At 31.0% G+C, this 16,544-nt stretch carries 16 protein-coding genes; all 16 read right to left on the bottom strand.

Annotated features, from left to right (window positions below):
* Window positions 1–9: 9 nt before the first annotated feature.
* Window positions 10–1,863, bottom strand: a complete 1,854-nt coding sequence (gene asnB, locus ACRHNM_RS09115) for an asparagine synthase (glutamine-hydrolyzing) (RefSeq protein WP_431135825.1) — start codon at window positions 1,861–1,863, stop codon at window positions 10–12.
* Between the two features lie 2 nt (window positions 1,864–1,865).
* A complete protein-coding gene (locus ACRHNM_RS09110; protein ID WP_431135824.1) occupies window positions 1,866–2,618 on the bottom strand; it encodes a class I SAM-dependent methyltransferase in 753 nt (250 codons plus the stop codon).
* 60 nt (window positions 2,619–2,678) lie between these two features.
* Complete coding sequence (locus ACRHNM_RS09105; RefSeq protein ID WP_431135823.1) at window positions 2,679–3,701, bottom strand: hypothetical protein; 1,023 nt, start codon at window positions 3,699–3,701, stop codon at window positions 2,679–2,681.
* A gap of 86 nt (window positions 3,702–3,787) precedes the next feature.
* Window positions 3,788–4,603, bottom strand: a complete 816-nt coding sequence (locus ACRHNM_RS09100; RefSeq protein ID WP_431135821.1) for a glycosyltransferase family 2 protein — start codon at window positions 4,601–4,603, stop codon at window positions 3,788–3,790.
* Between the two features lie 39 nt (window positions 4,604–4,642).
* On the bottom strand, window positions 4,643–5,386 hold the full coding sequence (locus tag ACRHNM_RS09095) for a sulfotransferase family 2 domain-containing protein (RefSeq protein WP_431135819.1): 744 nt from the start codon (window positions 5,384–5,386) through the stop codon (window positions 4,643–4,645).
* Window positions 5,387–5,591: 205 nt separating this feature from the next.
* Entirely contained in the window at window positions 5,592–6,749 is a 1,158-nt protein-coding gene (locus ACRHNM_RS09090) for a glycosyltransferase family 4 protein (RefSeq protein ID WP_431135817.1), read from the bottom strand.
* On the bottom strand, window positions 6,728–7,621 hold the full coding sequence (locus ACRHNM_RS09085) for an NAD-dependent epimerase/dehydratase family protein (RefSeq protein ID WP_431135815.1): 894 nt from the start codon (window positions 7,619–7,621) through the stop codon (window positions 6,728–6,730). The genes ACRHNM_RS09090 and ACRHNM_RS09085 overlap by 22 nt, the downstream gene beginning before the upstream one ends.
* Window positions 7,618–8,475 carry a class I SAM-dependent methyltransferase gene (locus tag ACRHNM_RS09080; protein ID WP_431135813.1) on the bottom strand — a complete coding sequence of 286 codons (858 nt, stop codon included), beginning with the start codon at window positions 8,473–8,475 and terminating at the stop codon, window positions 7,618–7,620. The genes ACRHNM_RS09085 and ACRHNM_RS09080 overlap by 4 nt, the downstream gene beginning before the upstream one ends.
* A 2-nt stretch (window positions 8,476–8,477) precedes the next feature.
* Entirely contained in the window at window positions 8,478–9,332 is an 855-nt protein-coding gene (locus ACRHNM_RS09075) for a methyltransferase domain-containing protein (RefSeq protein ID WP_431135811.1), read from the bottom strand.
* Between the two features lie 96 nt (window positions 9,333–9,428).
* A complete protein-coding gene (locus tag ACRHNM_RS09070) occupies window positions 9,429–10,322 on the bottom strand; it encodes a sulfotransferase family protein (protein WP_431135809.1) in 894 nt (297 codons plus the stop codon).
* Window positions 10,323–10,505: 183 nt separating this feature from the next.
* Window positions 10,506–11,324 (bottom strand): sulfotransferase domain-containing protein, encoded by an 819-nt coding sequence (locus ACRHNM_RS09065; protein WP_431135808.1) that lies wholly within the window; start codon window positions 11,322–11,324, stop codon window positions 10,506–10,508.
* Window positions 11,314–12,603, bottom strand: a complete 1,290-nt coding sequence (locus ACRHNM_RS09060) for an ABC transporter ATP-binding protein (protein ID WP_431135806.1) — start codon at window positions 12,601–12,603, stop codon at window positions 11,314–11,316. Before ACRHNM_RS09060 ends, ACRHNM_RS09065 begins: the two co-directional genes overlap by 11 nt.
* A 131-nt stretch (window positions 12,604–12,734) precedes the next feature.
* Entirely contained in the window at window positions 12,735–13,598 is an 864-nt protein-coding gene (locus tag ACRHNM_RS09055) for an ABC transporter permease (protein ID WP_431135804.1), read from the bottom strand.
* A gap of 81 nt (window positions 13,599–13,679) precedes the next feature.
* The gene (locus tag ACRHNM_RS09050) at window positions 13,680–14,660 is read right to left on the bottom strand and encodes an SDR family oxidoreductase (protein WP_431135802.1); all 981 of its coding nucleotides are present in this window, start codon (window positions 14,658–14,660) and stop codon (window positions 13,680–13,682) included.
* Entirely contained in the window at window positions 14,660–15,952 is a 1,293-nt protein-coding gene (locus tag ACRHNM_RS09045; protein ID WP_431135800.1) for a nucleotide sugar dehydrogenase, read from the bottom strand. The genes ACRHNM_RS09050 and ACRHNM_RS09045 overlap by 1 nt, the downstream gene beginning before the upstream one ends.
* Before the next feature lie 3 nt (window positions 15,953–15,955).
* Window positions 15,956–16,543 carry a sugar transferase gene (locus tag ACRHNM_RS09040; protein ID WP_431135798.1) on the bottom strand — a complete coding sequence of 196 codons (588 nt, stop codon included), beginning with the start codon at window positions 16,541–16,543 and terminating at the stop codon, window positions 15,956–15,958.
* Between the last annotated feature and the right edge of the window lies 1 nt (window position 16,544).

The following is a 16,544-nucleotide window of genomic DNA, read 5'->3' as shown; positions in this document are numbered from 1 at the left end:
AACACTCATTTAGTTGTGTGATGTTACATGTTTTACTGCCCATTTTTGCCAAGCATATATATGCCATATTCCCCAAGCACTTACACCTTTATAATTATAAAAATCTGTTACAGCGGTTTGTATTCTTTCTAAATTTAAATATTCTGCACCATAAAACGGAATTTCAAAAACATGATACATGACATCTTTTTTTAATTCATTACGCAACCAACCATCTAAAGGTACCGAAAATCCCATCTTCTTTTTATTTAAAAGTCTTTCTGGAATAAATTCTTGTAATGAATCTTTCAAAGTTTTCTTTAAGATTTTATGTTTTAAAAATTTAGAGTCTAACCTCCATGAAAAATCAACACTTTCTTTATCTAAAAATGGTACGCGCACTTCAAGACTGTTTGCCATGCTAGCACGATCAACTTTAACAAGTACTCGTTGTAAATGCGCATAAAACTCATTATGTTTTAAAGCTTCCATTAGTCGTTTTTTAGAGTTTATTCCTTCTAAATCATAAAGTTCAATAAATGACTTAGAAAAAGTAACTTTAGGGAACATTTTATCTAAAATATGAGGGAAAATTTGTAAATGTTTAGCTATAAGCCATTCAGAAAGCGTTTTGTAATAATAAGGAGCTGGCGTACTGTTTATGTTATATTTATTGAAAAACCGAACTATTGGCTTTCTTATTTTAAACGGAACTTTAAACCAATACATATTATCTAAAACATGCTTAAATCTGGGATAGCCATAAAATAATTCATCTCCTCCATCTCCAGAAAGCATAACTTTGTGACGCTTAGTGGCATGCATAGAAAGCAAATACGTTGGTAATGAGGAATAATCTCCAAAGGGCTCTGAACACTTATCAAAATAATCATCCATACAGTTTAAAACGTCTGAAGCTTCAGCCTTAATGATTTTTTGATGTATGGATAATGCACTAGCATACTCTTTCGCTATTTCACTTTCATTTATTTTTTCATCTGCAACTTCTAAAGTAAACGCTTCAATATCAATTTTGTTATTTTTTGCATGTGCGGCTATTAACGGACTATCAATACCTCCACTCAAAAAACTAGCAATAGGCACATCACTTACAAGCTGTCGTTTTAAAATAACATCTAATAATTTGTTATACTCATTTGACGTTTGCTCATTCTCTTTGACTTGATTTTTCGGATTTTTTTTAAATTCTACAAGCTGCTTTTTAGTAAACTCTCCATTGTTGTCCCAAGTTACTAATGCTCCTGGCTGCACTTGAAAAATTTGTTTATAAACCGTATTTGGTGCTTGCATGTAACCAAACCCAAAATACTCTTTCATTATTTCCGGACGTAATTTTAAAGTATCTTTAAACCACGAATGTTTAAATACCTGATCAAATTGTGAAGCAAACACAGTCCCTTTAGCAGCTGTGCCATAAAATAAGGGTTTGATTCCTGCAAAATCCCGAGTAAGATGTAATTGGTTTTCATTAATGTCTACAATGGCAATGGCAAACATACCATTTAAACTTTTTATGGTTGCTTCAACACCAATCTCATCTAATAAGTGTATAAGCACTTCTGTATCTGAAGATGATTTTAGGTTCTGAAAATGGTGTAATTCTGCTAGATGTTTATAATTATAAATTTCACCATTAAAGACAACCTGATATCTTCCAGAAGGACTTTGTTTTGGTTGATTTCCAAGAGCTGAAAGGTCTAAAATTGCTAAGCGATTAAATCCCAGTTGATAGTTTTCTCCTTTTGTAACACCTGATGCGTCAGGTCCACGATGCTTTGATAGTTCTAAAAGTTGACTAAAAGCAGTTGATGGTGTTAACTGTTTTTCCTTTTTGTAACAAAACTCTCCTAAAAAACCACACATATTTATTCTTTTTCAAAAACTGCGATTATTGAACTAGAGAAAAAGCGAGAAGGGTTTTTCATAAGGTAAGGGTTTCCTATTTTTTTAAAAAATAAACGATGTACATTAAAGATGAGTTTCTGAATAAAATTTAATTTTTGATGTACTCCAACGGGAAATCCTCCATAATAATTTAAGTGATTCACTTTTAAATTGTTTCTAGCTGAGAATTCTTCAAACACCTTTAAATTCATACATTTTAAGTTGTGCATTTTTAAATTATCCCAATCGACAAGGTATTTATAAAATTTTATATAGCCTTTCATATTAGGTATCATAATAAGCAATTTCCCTTTTTCAGACAGATATTGCATGTGCTTATCCATTATAGCATCAAAATCTTTAAAATGCTCTATAAAACCATTTGAAATAACATAATCATATGTCGTTGGCGTTTTAAAAGTTGTAAAGTCTTCTTCAAGAATTGAATACTTTTGAACGTCCATAATTTCAAATGACTTTTTAACCTGTAAATCATCAGAGTTAAAATCTAAGCATGTAGGAATCACATTGTACTTATTTGCTAAATAAGCAAGATACCTTCCTGGATAACCTCCAATCTCAATCAAAGTTTTTTGCGAATCGCCATCATGCGCAAATAACATGTCCCAAAACTCGTCATAATAAGAGCAAACATTCACAATATGTTTTTTTTCTCTACGTCCACCTTTATAGTAATTTTCCCAATACTTCTTATCTGTTAACTTATCACTCACAATGATTATGATTTTCTTATTTATGTTGATTATTTAGTATTATATTCTCTTTAATAGTGACTACTGTACTATAAATGCTTCGGTTTTTGCTGCAATATTAGACCAACCAAATTGATTTCTTCGTGAAAGTAAATGATTAACAGTTTTAGATCTAAAACTACCCGATGAAGTTATCATATTTAATTTATTAGAATCACTTTCATTATCAATATATAACGGATATTCTGTTCCTAAATACTCACTTATATCACCAACATTATTAGTTAAAACAGGAACACCCATTGCTAAAGACTCTAAAACAACATTTGAAGCTAAGCAATAATTTTGAAATAGAATTACTGCTTTAGCCCTTAAATATAAATATTTCAAATCCTTATCTCCGATTCTTGTTTCAAAAATTTCTGTATGAGGTAATTCTCTGTATGCTTCCCTAATTGTTTTATGACTTATTACCACTTTGAACCTTGCTAAAGGATCTATATCTATAATTTTGTTTATTATATCTATTTGCTTCTTATGATCTCTGTTACTAACACCAATAATTAGATAATAATTATCAAAATCACTATGATTATCATTAAACCAATACTCATTATTTATACCATGTGGTATGACTTCTACATTGTTAAAAGACAATTTAGATAAGGAAGACGAAAGCGTAATTATACCGTTAAAAGTTGACGCTAAATTGTATTTATAAAAAGAAAAGTTATGACTTATTTCTTTTGGCCAATGCAATGTTCCGTAAAGTTTAATTCGTTTTAAATTAAATTTCTTTTTTAATAAGGGTAATAAAAATGCATCCTTATCTGCATATAAATAGAAAACGGGTTCTCCTGTAATTAAGGCCTTAAAAAATAATACCAGTTCTTCTCCTATTGTTAATCCGATATAATCTGCAGGTACTTTTTTGCGAAATAGCTTTAATAACAATTTGCTTATAAGTTTATTTGGTGTAACCTTAACGAATACTTTCGAGTATTTAATAATTTGCTCATAACCCGTATTTTCCCTAACCTGTTTTCGCTTATTCGAATCGTATCTGTTTATGTAATATATTTTTCGCACCTTTTGCTTTGTCATTTGACTAACAAGTATTTAAAATTAGTTTAGATTCGTCTTCAATAGGAATTATTAGCCATCTTTATAATATGAGAGCGTAAAGTAAATTATTTATCTTTTTTAGTGCCATGATTTGGTTTGAACAAGTCTTTCATTTTTGCTTTTAAAGTCAAAAACCTGAAATGAGTCTTTACGAGCAATTGTTTTTTTAAAAAGGTATGATTGTGACTTAAGGTGTTATATGCATTTAATAATACGATAAAATTCTCATCAAAAGTACTTTGTAAATATCGTGTTCTATCTTTTAATCTTAAAGACTTATCACTACTTATACCATTTGTATCATAGCAAACAATAACTAAGTCTATATGTTTGGTTGTACATTTTTGAAATATAAATGCATTATTAATAAACACCCAATCTGCTGCAATTTTATAGGAAATATCATATCTGTTATTATTATTAAATAATGATTTAGAAAAAAACACAGCTTGATGAATCAAAGAATTTCTTAAAGCAGAAACTAAACCGTCAATTTCCGGCATTTTAAACAACACCATTTTATCACCAATTTTCTTATAGACATCTCCGTAGACTATTTGTGCTTTAGGATTTTTTTCAACAAACATCTTAATGACATCTTGATTCACAAGATAATCTCCAGAGTTTAAAAACAATAAGTAATCGCCATTAGCCTGATCTATTCCTTTGTTCATCGCATGATATACACCTTCGTCTTTTTCGCTAACAGCATAACTAAATTGTGAGGTATGTTCTTTTATGAATGTTTCACTCCCATCTGTAGAACCTCCATCTATAATAATATATTCGATGGCTTTATAAGACTGATTAAAAACACTATTAACCGTTTTTTTTATGCCTTCAAGATCATTGTAATTAATTGTTATTATAGATATTAACACGCGCTATATATTGTACTATTAAGTATTGAGTATAAACACTTAAATTAATTGGCTTTTAAATGTTTCGTAACTTTTTAGATCCATATTTTCAATACGTTCTTCCAAAATTTGTAAGTAGGTATTATAAATTTCCATATCAAAACTATTTAGACTTATTATTTTCTCTTTCACAGCATCAGTTATGTCTAAATCTTTATGCTTGTTTACATTTAGGATATTATATTTTATAGGTTTTTTCCAATTTAAATGTTCCTTTAAAAAGAATAGTGATTCCAAATAATGTTCTAGAATACCAACCTGAAAAAAGTCGTTTTCAAGGTGTTGTTTTGCATCTTCAAATACAGCATCATTGGATTCTTGTTTTTGATACAAACCAGCGATAAGTTTAGTTTGCCCATTACAAACTTCAAAATTTAAATCCTCACGATCTAAAAACTCTTCTAAAGACACATTATTGATTAATTGATGTAAATAGTGATTTGGTTGTGCTTTTGCAAAATAATAGTAGGATAGTGTTCGATGGAGAGGATTTCTTAAAATTGTGTAGTACTTGATGTTTTGAGGGTTATTAAAATACTCATGAATACCATATGGAAAATGACCTCCTTTTACGACCTTAATTAAACGTTTTGAAATCTTATTTTTTCTTTTTAATTCTAATAATTTGTCTTTCTTTTTATGTTCAATAATATTAAACACCTGGTGTTTGTTATACTGAGAATCCAGTATATGGTCTAGCGTAGTACCACCATTTTTAGGTATGTGTAAAAATATATATTTCATTATTTGATATGACTAGTAGTAATCTGTTTTTATAGCTCTAAAACTTATAGTATTTAATTTCAACGGTTTATATTTACTAATCGTAATGAAACACATCTAAAGATTCCATACAAAATTATCACAAAATAAGAACCGAGTAAAGGTTTTTCGGCTTTTTTTTAGGCTTTTAGAAAAGCACCATTCCGCGAATATAAAATTCTATTGTTTAATGAGACAATGTAAACTCTATTAAATCAATAATTTTAGCACCAAAATCTTCAACATTTTTTTGATAATCTGTTTGAGCCTGCTTCGGATTTTCATTGATCTGTTTTTCTAAAACATGAGCTAATTCGATGTCGTCATTTGGGTTAAAAAAAGAGGCTCTGTCTTTAATCTGTTCTTTATGTACCTTTAAATCTGATAACACCAAGTACTTACCTAATGCCTTAGCATCCTCAACGACTGTACTCCAACCTTCAAACAGCGAAGGCTGAATAATAGCTATTGAATGTTTAAATAAGCACAACTGTTCTTTGCGTGGCAAAAACCCTACGAATTTAATATTAGTTTCTAAGTTGTGTGCAGCAATGTAATCTTTTAATTGTTTAAAGTTCTCTTTATTTCTGTGGTCATTTTCTTTACCTGACATTGCCACAGTAATTGATATTCCTTTACGTTTTAAATGTGTAACAGCTTTAAAAACTACAATGTGATTTTTATGTGCCCAGAATTGGTTTGGTGCAAAAAAATAGGCTTTAGGTAAGTTATATTTCTTTAGCAATTTTTCAATGTTCTCATCTTCAAAGTCAGGATGAGTTACTGCAAAAGGCAAAACGAATGATTTAGCCTTGGCATTAGGATACAACCGAATAAAATCAGCTCTTGAATCTTCACTACTTAACACGACAACATCTCCATTGGCAACAACAGAACTCTGATAGTTTTTTCTTCTTAATACTTCTTCTTTTGAAAAAAAATGTGGTAAATGATCTTCTTGAAAGTCTGGTATCCAATTTACTTTTTTAGATGCGGTTGACACCTTATTTATTTGCTTTGGATAAATAAAATCTAACTCAGGAAACTCTGGCTTTTTATTTATAACATTTTTATTAGTCATCAAGCGACTTAACTTATTAATACTACGTTCTAAAAGATTATAATGCGTTTGGTATGGAAATTTTGAATATTCTAAATAAGAGTAACCTGTTTCAGACTTTAACGTATTGAAATTTTCTATTGATTCGGTCAAGATAATTAATACGGGTTTATTCTCGTCTTTAACGGTATTTAAGGCATGTATAATGTTTAAAATGTAATAAGTACCAGCAATCCAATTTTCATTATAAGAATAAACAAGTCCTATACGTCTTCTTTCAACCATTTCACATATTTTGTTAAACCTTCTTTTAGACTAATATGACTTATGAAATCTAAATTTTTAATTTTTTTGGTATCAGCAACCCAATTGATAGGATCGCCTTTTCGCTCTTGATTTTGAAATTCAATAACTACTTCTGGCTTATAAATATCAAAAAAAGTTTGAGCTACGTCTTTTATTTTAAGCTCTTCGCCATTTGCTATATTATAGATGTCATGTTTAAAATTCGATTTTTTAATTACTCCATCAATCGCATACACCACATCTGAAACACAAATAAAATCTCGTGTTTCGTTTCCTGTACCATAAAGGGAAACGGTATTGTTGGTTTGGGCTTTTTTATATAAATCCCAAAAAAGCTGTTTTTTTAAACCTTCACCATAAGCTGAAAAAACACGTAGTGAGCAGGTTTTTAAATGGTAATTGTCGTAAAATGACTGACAAATTTCTTCTGCTATTTTTTTATGAATTCCATAGGGTGAAATTGGACTTAATGGATGATTTTCATCAATAGGCAAATATTTAGGATTTCCATAAACTGCAGCACTTGACATATGGATGTATTTACAATTCGGACTGTATTTTCTAATCGCATCTAATTGCCTAAACACATTAACCGTATTTAACATAAAATCACGCTGTGGATTTTTAATAGAATCAGGTACACTTGCAGCTCCAGAACAATTGATACAAACATCAAAAGTCTGCTGTTGAAATACGTCACTGTAATCGGCATTAGTTGCATCAACCTGAAAGTAATTAGATGTTGTATAATCTACCTCAATATCACATTGCCAAACATCGTGATTAGCTGAAAAGTAGCTAACACAATGAGATCCTATAAAACCTTTAGAACCGATGATTAATATTTTCATTTTTTAATAGCTATGTAAGAATACATTCTTCCTGGCACTTCATTTTCATCAAGTGGATTATAGTCTTTAATTCGTTTATACATCCACCAAAATAAGGGAATATTACCTATTAGTCCTATTTTTTTTGTGATTTGTTTTTTTCTCTTAGCTATTTTTTTTTCTTGCTCTTGAGCTATTTCTTGATCTGTTTTAGGGAAATAATTAATAACACTATCATAAAACTTAAGTTCTTTAAAAATGGTTGCTCCTCCATTTTTGATGGCTTGTCTATACTCTTGTGAAGTATATGCATTTTCACCTCCATAGAATTTATGCAACGGATGAGCTTTTAAAAACCACGCTTTATCCTTATCGTTAATAATGACGTGATCACGAATAGTAAGTAATAAACCATTAGGTTTTAAAACACGTATACATTCTTCTACAAACTTATTAAGGTTGTTAGCATGGTGCATCGCTTGCCTCACATACACCACATCGAAACTATCATCTGGAAAATTTATATTCTCAGCAAAATCTACATGTATGTCTACGTTTTTTAAGGCAAATTTATCTTTTAACAGCTGTATAGCACCAGCACCAACTGTTTTACTAGGATCTGGTTCTACAGCTGTAACCTGATATCCTTTTTTTGCAAAACTAATTGTACTTATACCATTTCCACAACCAATATCCAAAATAGTTTTGGCATTAGGAGCATGCGTTTTTATGAGATTTAAAGTTTCAACAAACTCTAAACTTGATTCAAAACGTGACACGTTTAATTCCAGGTTTTCGTCGAAATATGCATGTTCAACCAGTGCTGTATATTCAGGGTCTTTTCTTATGTATTCTATGGTTTCTTCCCACGTCATTTTTAGAACTTTGTAAAATTAATACAAACCACACTTCTACAGTGAGCTGCATTGTCATCCTGCTTCCCTTTACCTGTATGAGGATTATATGAAACGACCTCTTTTAATTCATCTTTTTCACAAAATTTCCAGCCTTCCATAGCATATCTAAAAAAAGTACACTCATATTGACCAATACCATCAAATTGTTCTAATAACCTATTAAGCATTTCTTCATCAAATTGCTGAAAAAAACCATGATTTTCAAATTTCCCATAAGGAAATGTTATTAATAGTGTGCCTTTGCTTTTTAAAACCCTTAGCATTTCTTTTACAGCTTCTATATACTCATATGACTTTTTACTGACTTCTTTATTATGAGGAATATCATAACCATAAATGGAATTATCCATATCGATATGCTCAATTGTAGATTGCGAGACAATAGTATCGAACCAAGCGTCTTTAAAAGGTGTTTTTCTTAAATCTCCATATACATAAGACACTCCCTTGTTATTAAAACAATTCTTTTCTGGCGAAAACGTATATATGGTTAAATTTTTCTTTTTTATTAGATCATGATTAATAATAAAATCAAAATTAAATGTTGAACCTGCATCCAGAAGACGTTCCTCGGCATTTGTGAGGTTAGCAAATATCCAAGGATATTCTACAATGCGCTCATCGACTCTATGTCCAAAATCTGAGGGAATATGTCTTTTTGAGAAACCATCTAAAACCTCTTTGTCATTAATATTCTTCGTGATTAAATCTCTTTTATATCTATGATACCCTTCAGACCACGGGATTTTACCATTGTTAAGAAACGTATTGTTTTGATTTTTACGCTTTAATTTTTTTATAATTTTTTTAAACATTTAGTTCAGCTATTAATTAGTGAATAAAACAAACCTTAAGGTATTAGTCATGATAAAAAGAAAAGGTTTGGTGTTGTTTTTTAATGTGCTTCGCAGCTATTTACTTGTCTTTATGTTCCATTTTTCAATAAAATCAATACCACACAGCTCACTTAGCAACTTTACATCTTTTGCATAACCTTCTTCTAATTGATGTTTTAGTTTAGCCGAAATCGCACTTGGTTTTTTATCAATAATATTCCATTTTATGGCTCTTTGAATAAGCTGCTTTCTCTTAAACCCCATCCCTCGCGTTTTGTTCAAATAGGTTTTAAGCCAATACTGGAGTGGCACTGACATTACTTTCTTAGATTTATTTGTTTTTCCTTTGACAATTTGAATATCTGTACTTACTCCCAGAAAATTGAATATGGAATTTAACACCTGTTTTTCATGATTTAGAAATTCTTCATATTCAAGAATTAAAACATTTTGTTCTCCAAAGGTATCCAAAAACCTTTTAACCTGATTATAATAAAAGCCTGAATTAAAATAATGATAGTTCTTTTCGAAATCATGAGTTAGCTTCGTTTTATCATAAGTATTATTGATAATTTTTGTTTCCTTTTTTAAAGCCTTAGCAAAGGTTGTTGCATATTCGTAACCATGCATAGTCATCCAATTATACAGCGAATAAGCCCTTTCTACAGGATGTCTAAGTATGATGATGATTTTTGCATTGGAGACTTCCTTTTTTATCCATTTTGCACTTTCTTCAGATGTGAGATACACATGGCATACTTCTCCAATTAATTGATGCGGTTTTGCTGAAAGAAAATGAGAAAGATATCTTTCTTCAGAATCTATACCATATTGATTTGAATAATATCCTAATTCCTTATTGCCAATTAAATCTGTGACAAAAATTTCAGGATGTTGTTGAAAATACTTCCATAATGCCGTTGTTCCGGATTTAGCAGCTCCTACAACAAAAAAATCAGGTTTTCTCATTTTTTTAATAGTTTCAGTTGTCAAAGACAATTCGAAATTGCATTTCCAAGGCATCAATCTGTATTGTTTTCATGACAACCCAGACCTTTTACTCAACAACATTATCTTTACTTTTTAATGTCTTATTTTTATCTAACTCTTTTTCTAATCTAACAATACTAATCGTGTTAATCGTATTATTTTCTATAGGTGATAATGTTTTTTCAACATTTTTTCCGATATGAATTCAAAAGATTTAATAGCGTCCTGAGAAACTTCTTCAGTATAAGATTTTATTTTTCCTTTACCAACAAAAGACCCATCATTAAAATTGGTTACTTTTTTCATTCTGGCCCAATCTTTTCTTTTCTCTAAAGCCCTCATATGTTCTAAAGAAGTAAATTTCATAACATCTTCCAAATCAGTTTCGCTTCTACTAATATTTAAAAATTCACATATTCGTTTCAACTCCTCTTTTTTATTAGTCTTTAAATTTTCAAATTTAATCCATAGTATGTCTGCTTCAAATGGATTTTTCTCCCAATGTTCAATATGTTCACTCCAAGTGGCATTTCGGAACTTTACTTTTCCGCTATACAAGTCATCTATATGTAAGGGTTTACCCATATTTTTTCTCATATGATAAAACGATAATAACGCATCACGACCATCACGCATAATGTAAATTACTTTCTTGTATTCTGGTTTAGGTAAATCATGCGATTTAAAGTAACATCGCTCATTAAATCTAAAATAATAGCTATTGGCATAAATATCTGGAACGATTAAATTAACCATGGTTCTACTGGCTTCTTGGTTAAACCCATACACCAAATGAGAAATCAAATGTTGCATTAAGGTATTTCCAGATTTTGGATAACCCACAATAAATACATCATCTTCGTGAGTGTTATTAATAGGCATTATTCCTCCAGGAAATTCAATTTTAGGAGATTGTATTTTTTCCAACTCTCTGGAAGTCAAAAGACAATTTAATAATGCTTTTTTAATTTTACGTTTCATCACTTATTTTACTTACTTGCCAATTGAAGTTTGGAGCCGTTATCCCAGGAAAAACCTCTGTGACTCTGGAGCCGCTTGCCGTTAACTTTTCTATTTCAAATTCAAGAGCCACTACTGGTTTCAATAACACCTTTACATTAGGTATTCCTGCATTGATACGAATTCTGTAATGACCTTTATTAAAAAAGTGAGAAGGTAGCATTACTGAAGACGTGTAAGTTCCAGGTGATTTATTAGTTGTATCAGCATCATGTGAGCTTGTGACAAAAACTATAGATTCGTCATTGGTTAAAACGGTTAAATTTACACGAAGGTCTTTCATTTCTTTCGTTAATTTATAAGAAAATTTCACTTTAATTTTCTGTTCTGAAAGAAACAGTGCAGCTTGCTCATCTTTTTCATTGTGTAAAGACACTGAGTTAAGTAAAAACTCTGAATCTTCATGTTTTGAATTATCAGGATAATAAATTCCTGTGTTAGTTAGTTTTCTGTTTTCAGTATGCAAATAGTATTCTACAGATTCTTCAGCGGTACCTTCAAATACGGTTTTACCATGCTCTAATACTATAGCTCTTGTGCATAAATCTCGAACAGCGACCATATTGTGACTCACAAACAAAACCGTACGTCCATCTCCTCTACTAATATCTTGCATTTTACCAATTGCCTTTTTCTGGAATTCAGCATCACCTACAGCCAAGACCTCATCAATTACTAAAATATCAGGTTCTAAAAATGCTGCTACAGCAAATGCCAGACGAACTCTCATACCTGAACTATAGCGCTTTACTGGTGTATCTACGTACATTTGACAGCCACTAAAATCTATAATTTCTTGTTCTTTGGAACGAATTTCAGCCTTGGTCATTCCTAAAATTGCACCATTGAGATAAATGTTTTCTCGTCCTGTTAATTCTGGATGAAACCCTGTTCCTACTTCCAGCAAACTGGCAATACGTCCTTTGGTTTTTATCTCACCTGTTGTAGGTGCTGTTACTCGTGATAATATTTTTAATAAGGTACTTTTTCCTGCTCCGTTTTTACCAATAATACCTAACACCTCACCTTTTCGGACTTCAAAATTTATGTCTTGTATAGCCCAAACATAATTACTTTCTGCCTTTAGACTCCTGTCATTAACAGCTCCTACCTTTAAATAAGGATCTTCTTTACCACGCACACTCGCCCACCATCGATTTAAATCGTGGCTTATAGTACCTGTTCCTACTAAACCTAAGCGGTATTGTTTACTTATGTTTGTTGCCTTAAGTATAATCATGCATTCTTTAAATCTTTTTGTATGTGAATCTAGGTTTTCATCAAAGACGGATTGTAAAAAGAAATACTTTTTACAATTTCATACTTTCAACACATTACATTACTTCATTTCTCATTACTTATTATTGACTACTACACTGTATCGATGAAGGTTTTTTCTGTTCTGTTAAAGATGATGATTCCAAATATCATTATCACAATAGTAAAACCAATCGTATAAAAAATACCGAACCAGCTAAACGTGCCTGTTCCCAGTAACATGTAACGTGCAGTTTCTATAATGTAAGCTAACGGATTATATTCAACAACCCAAGCTATTTGTGGTAATTTCTCACGCATTAAAGACAAAGGATACATCACTGCAGAAACATACATAAGTAATTGAACGCCAAAACCTACTAAAAATTTCAAATCGCGATATTTAGTAACTGTACTACTTATTAGCATCCCGAAACCCAATCCTAATAAACCCATGAGCATTACAATAAACGGGAAGAAAACAACACTACTATTCACATGAATAACAGCACCATTAAAGTAATAATAAATGTAAAATATTATAAAAATGAGTAGTTGAATACCAAATTTCAAAAGGTTAGAAATAATAATAGATAATGGCACAATTATTCTCGGAAAATATACCTTCCCAAATATTGCTGCATTGCTTTTAAAAGTATCACTGGTAGCAGACAAACAACTGCTAAAATAATTCCAAATAGAGATACCTGCTAAATTAAATAAAAAATTTGGGACAGTGCCTGTTTCTATATCTGCAACTTTATTAAAAATAAGTGTAAAAGTTAATGCAGTAAACAAAGGCTGAATTAAATACCATAGTGGACCGAGAATAGTCTGTTTATAAACTGTAACTAAATCTCGTTTAACGAATAAAATAAGCAAATCACGGTAGCTCCAAATTTCCTTAAAATTAAAATCAATCAGCTTCTGTTTTGAAGAAATTGTATAAAGCCATTCGTCCTTTTGATTGGTGTTCAAAATTTGATTATTAGATTAAGTTTCGGCTAATATACTAAATGCTTGAAGAGTATGAAATTTTAGAAACTTATATTTTACAGGCTATTTTTTAAAATAATCCCAAGTAATTTGGAGCCCTTCTTTTACTGTAAATTGAGGTTTGTAACCTAATAAGCTTTCTGCTTTAGAAATGTTAGCTAAAGAATCTCTCACATCGCCAAGTCTAGGTGGACCATAAATAGCATCTACACTTGAATTTGCAGATTCTTTGAGTGAATTCCACAAATAATTTACACTAATTCGTTCACCGCAAGCGACATTAAAAACCTGATTTTTAGCAGCTTGAGAAGCAAAGAAACCTCTAATATTTGCTTGCACAGCATTATCAACAAATGTAAAATCACGTGTTTGCTCTCCATCTCCGTTTATTTTAGGAGCACTCTCATCTTTCAATGCTTGCATAAAAAGAGGAATTACAGCAGCATAAGCACCATCTGGACTTTGCTTTGGTCCAAAAACATTAAAATATCTTAGACCAATCACATCAGTATTATATGTTTTACCAAACACATCGGCATACAATTCATTGACGTACTTAGTAACTGCATAAGGTGATAAAGGCTTACCAATATGATCTTCAACTTTAGGAAGTTCAAGACTATCTCCATAAGTTGAACTTGATGCTGCATAAATCATTCGTTTTACAGAAGATGAATCTTTTAAAGCAATCATCATATTTAAAAATCCAGATATATTTACTGCATTTGTGGTAGCAGGATCGTTAATGGAACGTGGCACTGAGCCTAAAGCAGCTTGATGAGTCACATAATCGATACCATTCATAGCATCTTTACAAGTTTGCAAATCGCGAATATCACCTTCAATTAGTTCAAAAGAAGGGTTGTTTTTGAATTCTGATAAATTTTCACGATGACCATTTGAGAAATCATCAAGCACACGTACTTTTTTAGCTCCATATTTTAAAAGATACTCAACAATATTGGAACCTATGAAACCTCCTCCTCCTGTTACGAGGAATGATAACTGACTTAAATCTTCTGAATGGTATTTGTGTTCGTACATTATAATCTTGCGTCTACTGTGTGTTTAGGGAGTAATGATTTTACATCGAAAATCACACCTATATCTGATTTCATTTTTTGTAAATCTAATTTTAAAAATTCATTATGAGATACAGCGAGCACTATGGCATCATAATCTGAACGCAATTTAGAAGCATCATCTAACAAATCGAAACCATATTCATGTTTAACTTCTTCTTTGGATGCCCAAGGATCAAATACATCTACATTGGTATTGTAAGTTTCAAACTCTTCAATAATATCTATCACTCTTGAATTTCTAATATCTGGACAGTTCTCTTTAAAAGTAATTCCTAAAACTAAAACATTAGAGTCTTTAATTCTAGCTCCTTTTTTAATCATCATTTTTACAGTTTCCTGAGCAACATAAGCTCCCATACTATCATTCATTTTACGACCAGCAAGAATAATTTCAGGATTATAACCAGACTCGATAGCTTTTTGAGCTAAGTAATATGGATCAACACCAATACAATGACCTCCAACAAGACCTGGACTGAATTTTATAAAATTCCATTTTGTACCTGCTGCTTCAAGAACCGCTTTAGTGTCAATATCTAATAATCTGAAAATTTTAGATAACTCATTAACAAATGCGATATTGATATCGCGTTGCGAATTTTCAATCACTTTAGCTGCTTCAGCAACCTTAATTGATGGTGCGCAATGGGTTCCAGCTGTGATGATTGTTTTGTACAAATCATCAACAATTTTAGCAATCTCTGGAGTTGAACCAGAAGTTACCTTAAGTATTTTTGTTACTGTATGCTTTTTATCACCTGGATTAATTCGTTCTGGAGAATAACCAGCGTAGAAATCAGTATTAAATTTAAGACCAGATTTTTCTTCTAATATAGGCACACAAATATCTTCAGTAACACCAGGATATACTGTAGACTCATAAATAACAATATCATTTTTACCTAATACTTTTCCAACACTTTCGCTGGCTTTTACTAGAGGTGTAAACACAGGCCTTTTAAGTTCATCAGTTGGTGTTGGCACAGTAATGATGTATATGTTAGACGTCTTTATATCATCAAGGTTATTAGAGATAAATAAGCCTGTTTGTGCATTACTATCTGTTGTTAAAACAGATTTCAGATAATCATCTTCTACTTCCAAAGTTTTATCAACGCCACTTTTTAGTTCGTTAATACGTTTCTCGTTGATATCAAAACCAACTACAAAGTACTTTTTTGCAAATTCAACTGCAAGTGGCAGACCAACATAACCAAGTCCAAGAATTGTTATTTTGTGTGTATTATTCATCTTTTAATTTAATATCGATTTCAAAATAAAGTTCAAATCTAAATAAAAACTATAATTCTCAATGTATTTTTTGTTTATTTTGACTTTATCAGGCCAAATAATCGTTCTATTGTAGGTTTCAGGGTCAAGTTGTTGTGACAAGATGCTTTCTTCATCTTTATATTTTAAAGTTGCTGGACCCGTTATACCTGGTTTAACCTTTAAAATTATTCTATCTTCATTTTCTAATTCATCTGCAAAACCCGGAACATCAGGACGTGGACCAACAAACCCCATGTTTCCGATAAGTACATTAAATATTTGTGGCAACTCATCTAATTTATATTGTCTTAAAAACTTTCCGAAGTTTGTTGCACTTAAGTCTAAATGACCTAAGACATGTTTTTCTTTTCGTAAGGTTCTAATTTTGTAAATATGAAACAGTTTTCCATGTTGACCGACTCTTTTTTGCATAAACAAGCCAAACTGGCCTGTGCTTATTGTTGCTATTATCACAAATAATAGTATGGGAATAATTAACACAGGAATTAATACTATAGAAAGCACTAAATCAAAAGAGCGTTTTACTCTAAGTTGCGTTTTTGATATCACA

The sequence above is a fragment of the Psychroserpens mesophilus genome, from assembly GCF_050617655.1.
GTDB lineage: Bacteria > Bacteroidota > Bacteroidia > Flavobacteriales > Flavobacteriaceae > Psychroserpens > Psychroserpens mesophilus_A.
This window is presented reverse-complemented; position numbering and strand designations above follow the sequence as displayed.

Bases quoted from the DNA above. Each gene is read 5' to 3' on its own strand.
- ACRHNM_RS09105 (WP_431135823.1), bottom strand. From the start codon at position 3,701: ATGACAAAGCAAAAGGTGCGAAAAATATATTACATAAACAGATACGAT.
- ACRHNM_RS09060 (WP_431135806.1), bottom strand. From the start codon at position 12,603: ATGATTATACTTAAGGCAACAAACATAAGTAAACAATACCGCTTAGGT.
- ACRHNM_RS09050 (WP_431135802.1), bottom strand. From the start codon at position 14,660: ATGTACGAACACAAATACCATTCAGAAGATTTAAGTCAGTTATCATTC.
- ACRHNM_RS09080 (WP_431135813.1), bottom strand. From the start codon at position 8,475: ATGACGTGGGAAGAAACCATAGAATACATAAGAAAAGACCCTGAATAT.
- asnB (WP_431135825.1), bottom strand. From the start codon at position 1,863: ATGTGTGGTTTTTTAGGAGAGTTTTGTTACAAAAAGGAAAAACAGTTA.
- ACRHNM_RS09095 (WP_431135819.1), bottom strand. From the start codon at position 5,386: ATGAAATATATATTTTTACACATACCTAAAAATGGTGGTACTACGCTA.
- ACRHNM_RS09045 (WP_431135800.1), bottom strand. From the start codon at position 15,952: ATGAATAATACACACAAAATAACAATTCTTGGACTTGGTTATGTTGGT.
- ACRHNM_RS09090 (WP_431135817.1), bottom strand. From the start codon at position 6,749: ATGGTTGAAAGAAGACGTATAGGACTTGTTTATTCTTATAATGAAAAT.
- ACRHNM_RS09075 (WP_431135811.1), bottom strand. From the start codon at position 9,332: ATGTTTAAAAAAATTATAAAAAAATTAAAGCGTAAAAATCAAAACAAT.
- ACRHNM_RS09065 (WP_431135808.1), bottom strand. From the start codon at position 11,324: ATGAAACGTAAAATTAAAAAAGCATTATTAAATTGTCTTTTGACTTCC.
- ACRHNM_RS09070 (WP_431135809.1), bottom strand. From the start codon at position 10,322: ATGAGAAAACCTGATTTTTTTGTTGTAGGAGCTGCTAAATCCGGAACA.
- ACRHNM_RS09085 (WP_431135815.1), bottom strand. From the start codon at position 7,621: ATGAAAATATTAATCATCGGTTCTAAAGGTTTTATAGGATCTCATTGT.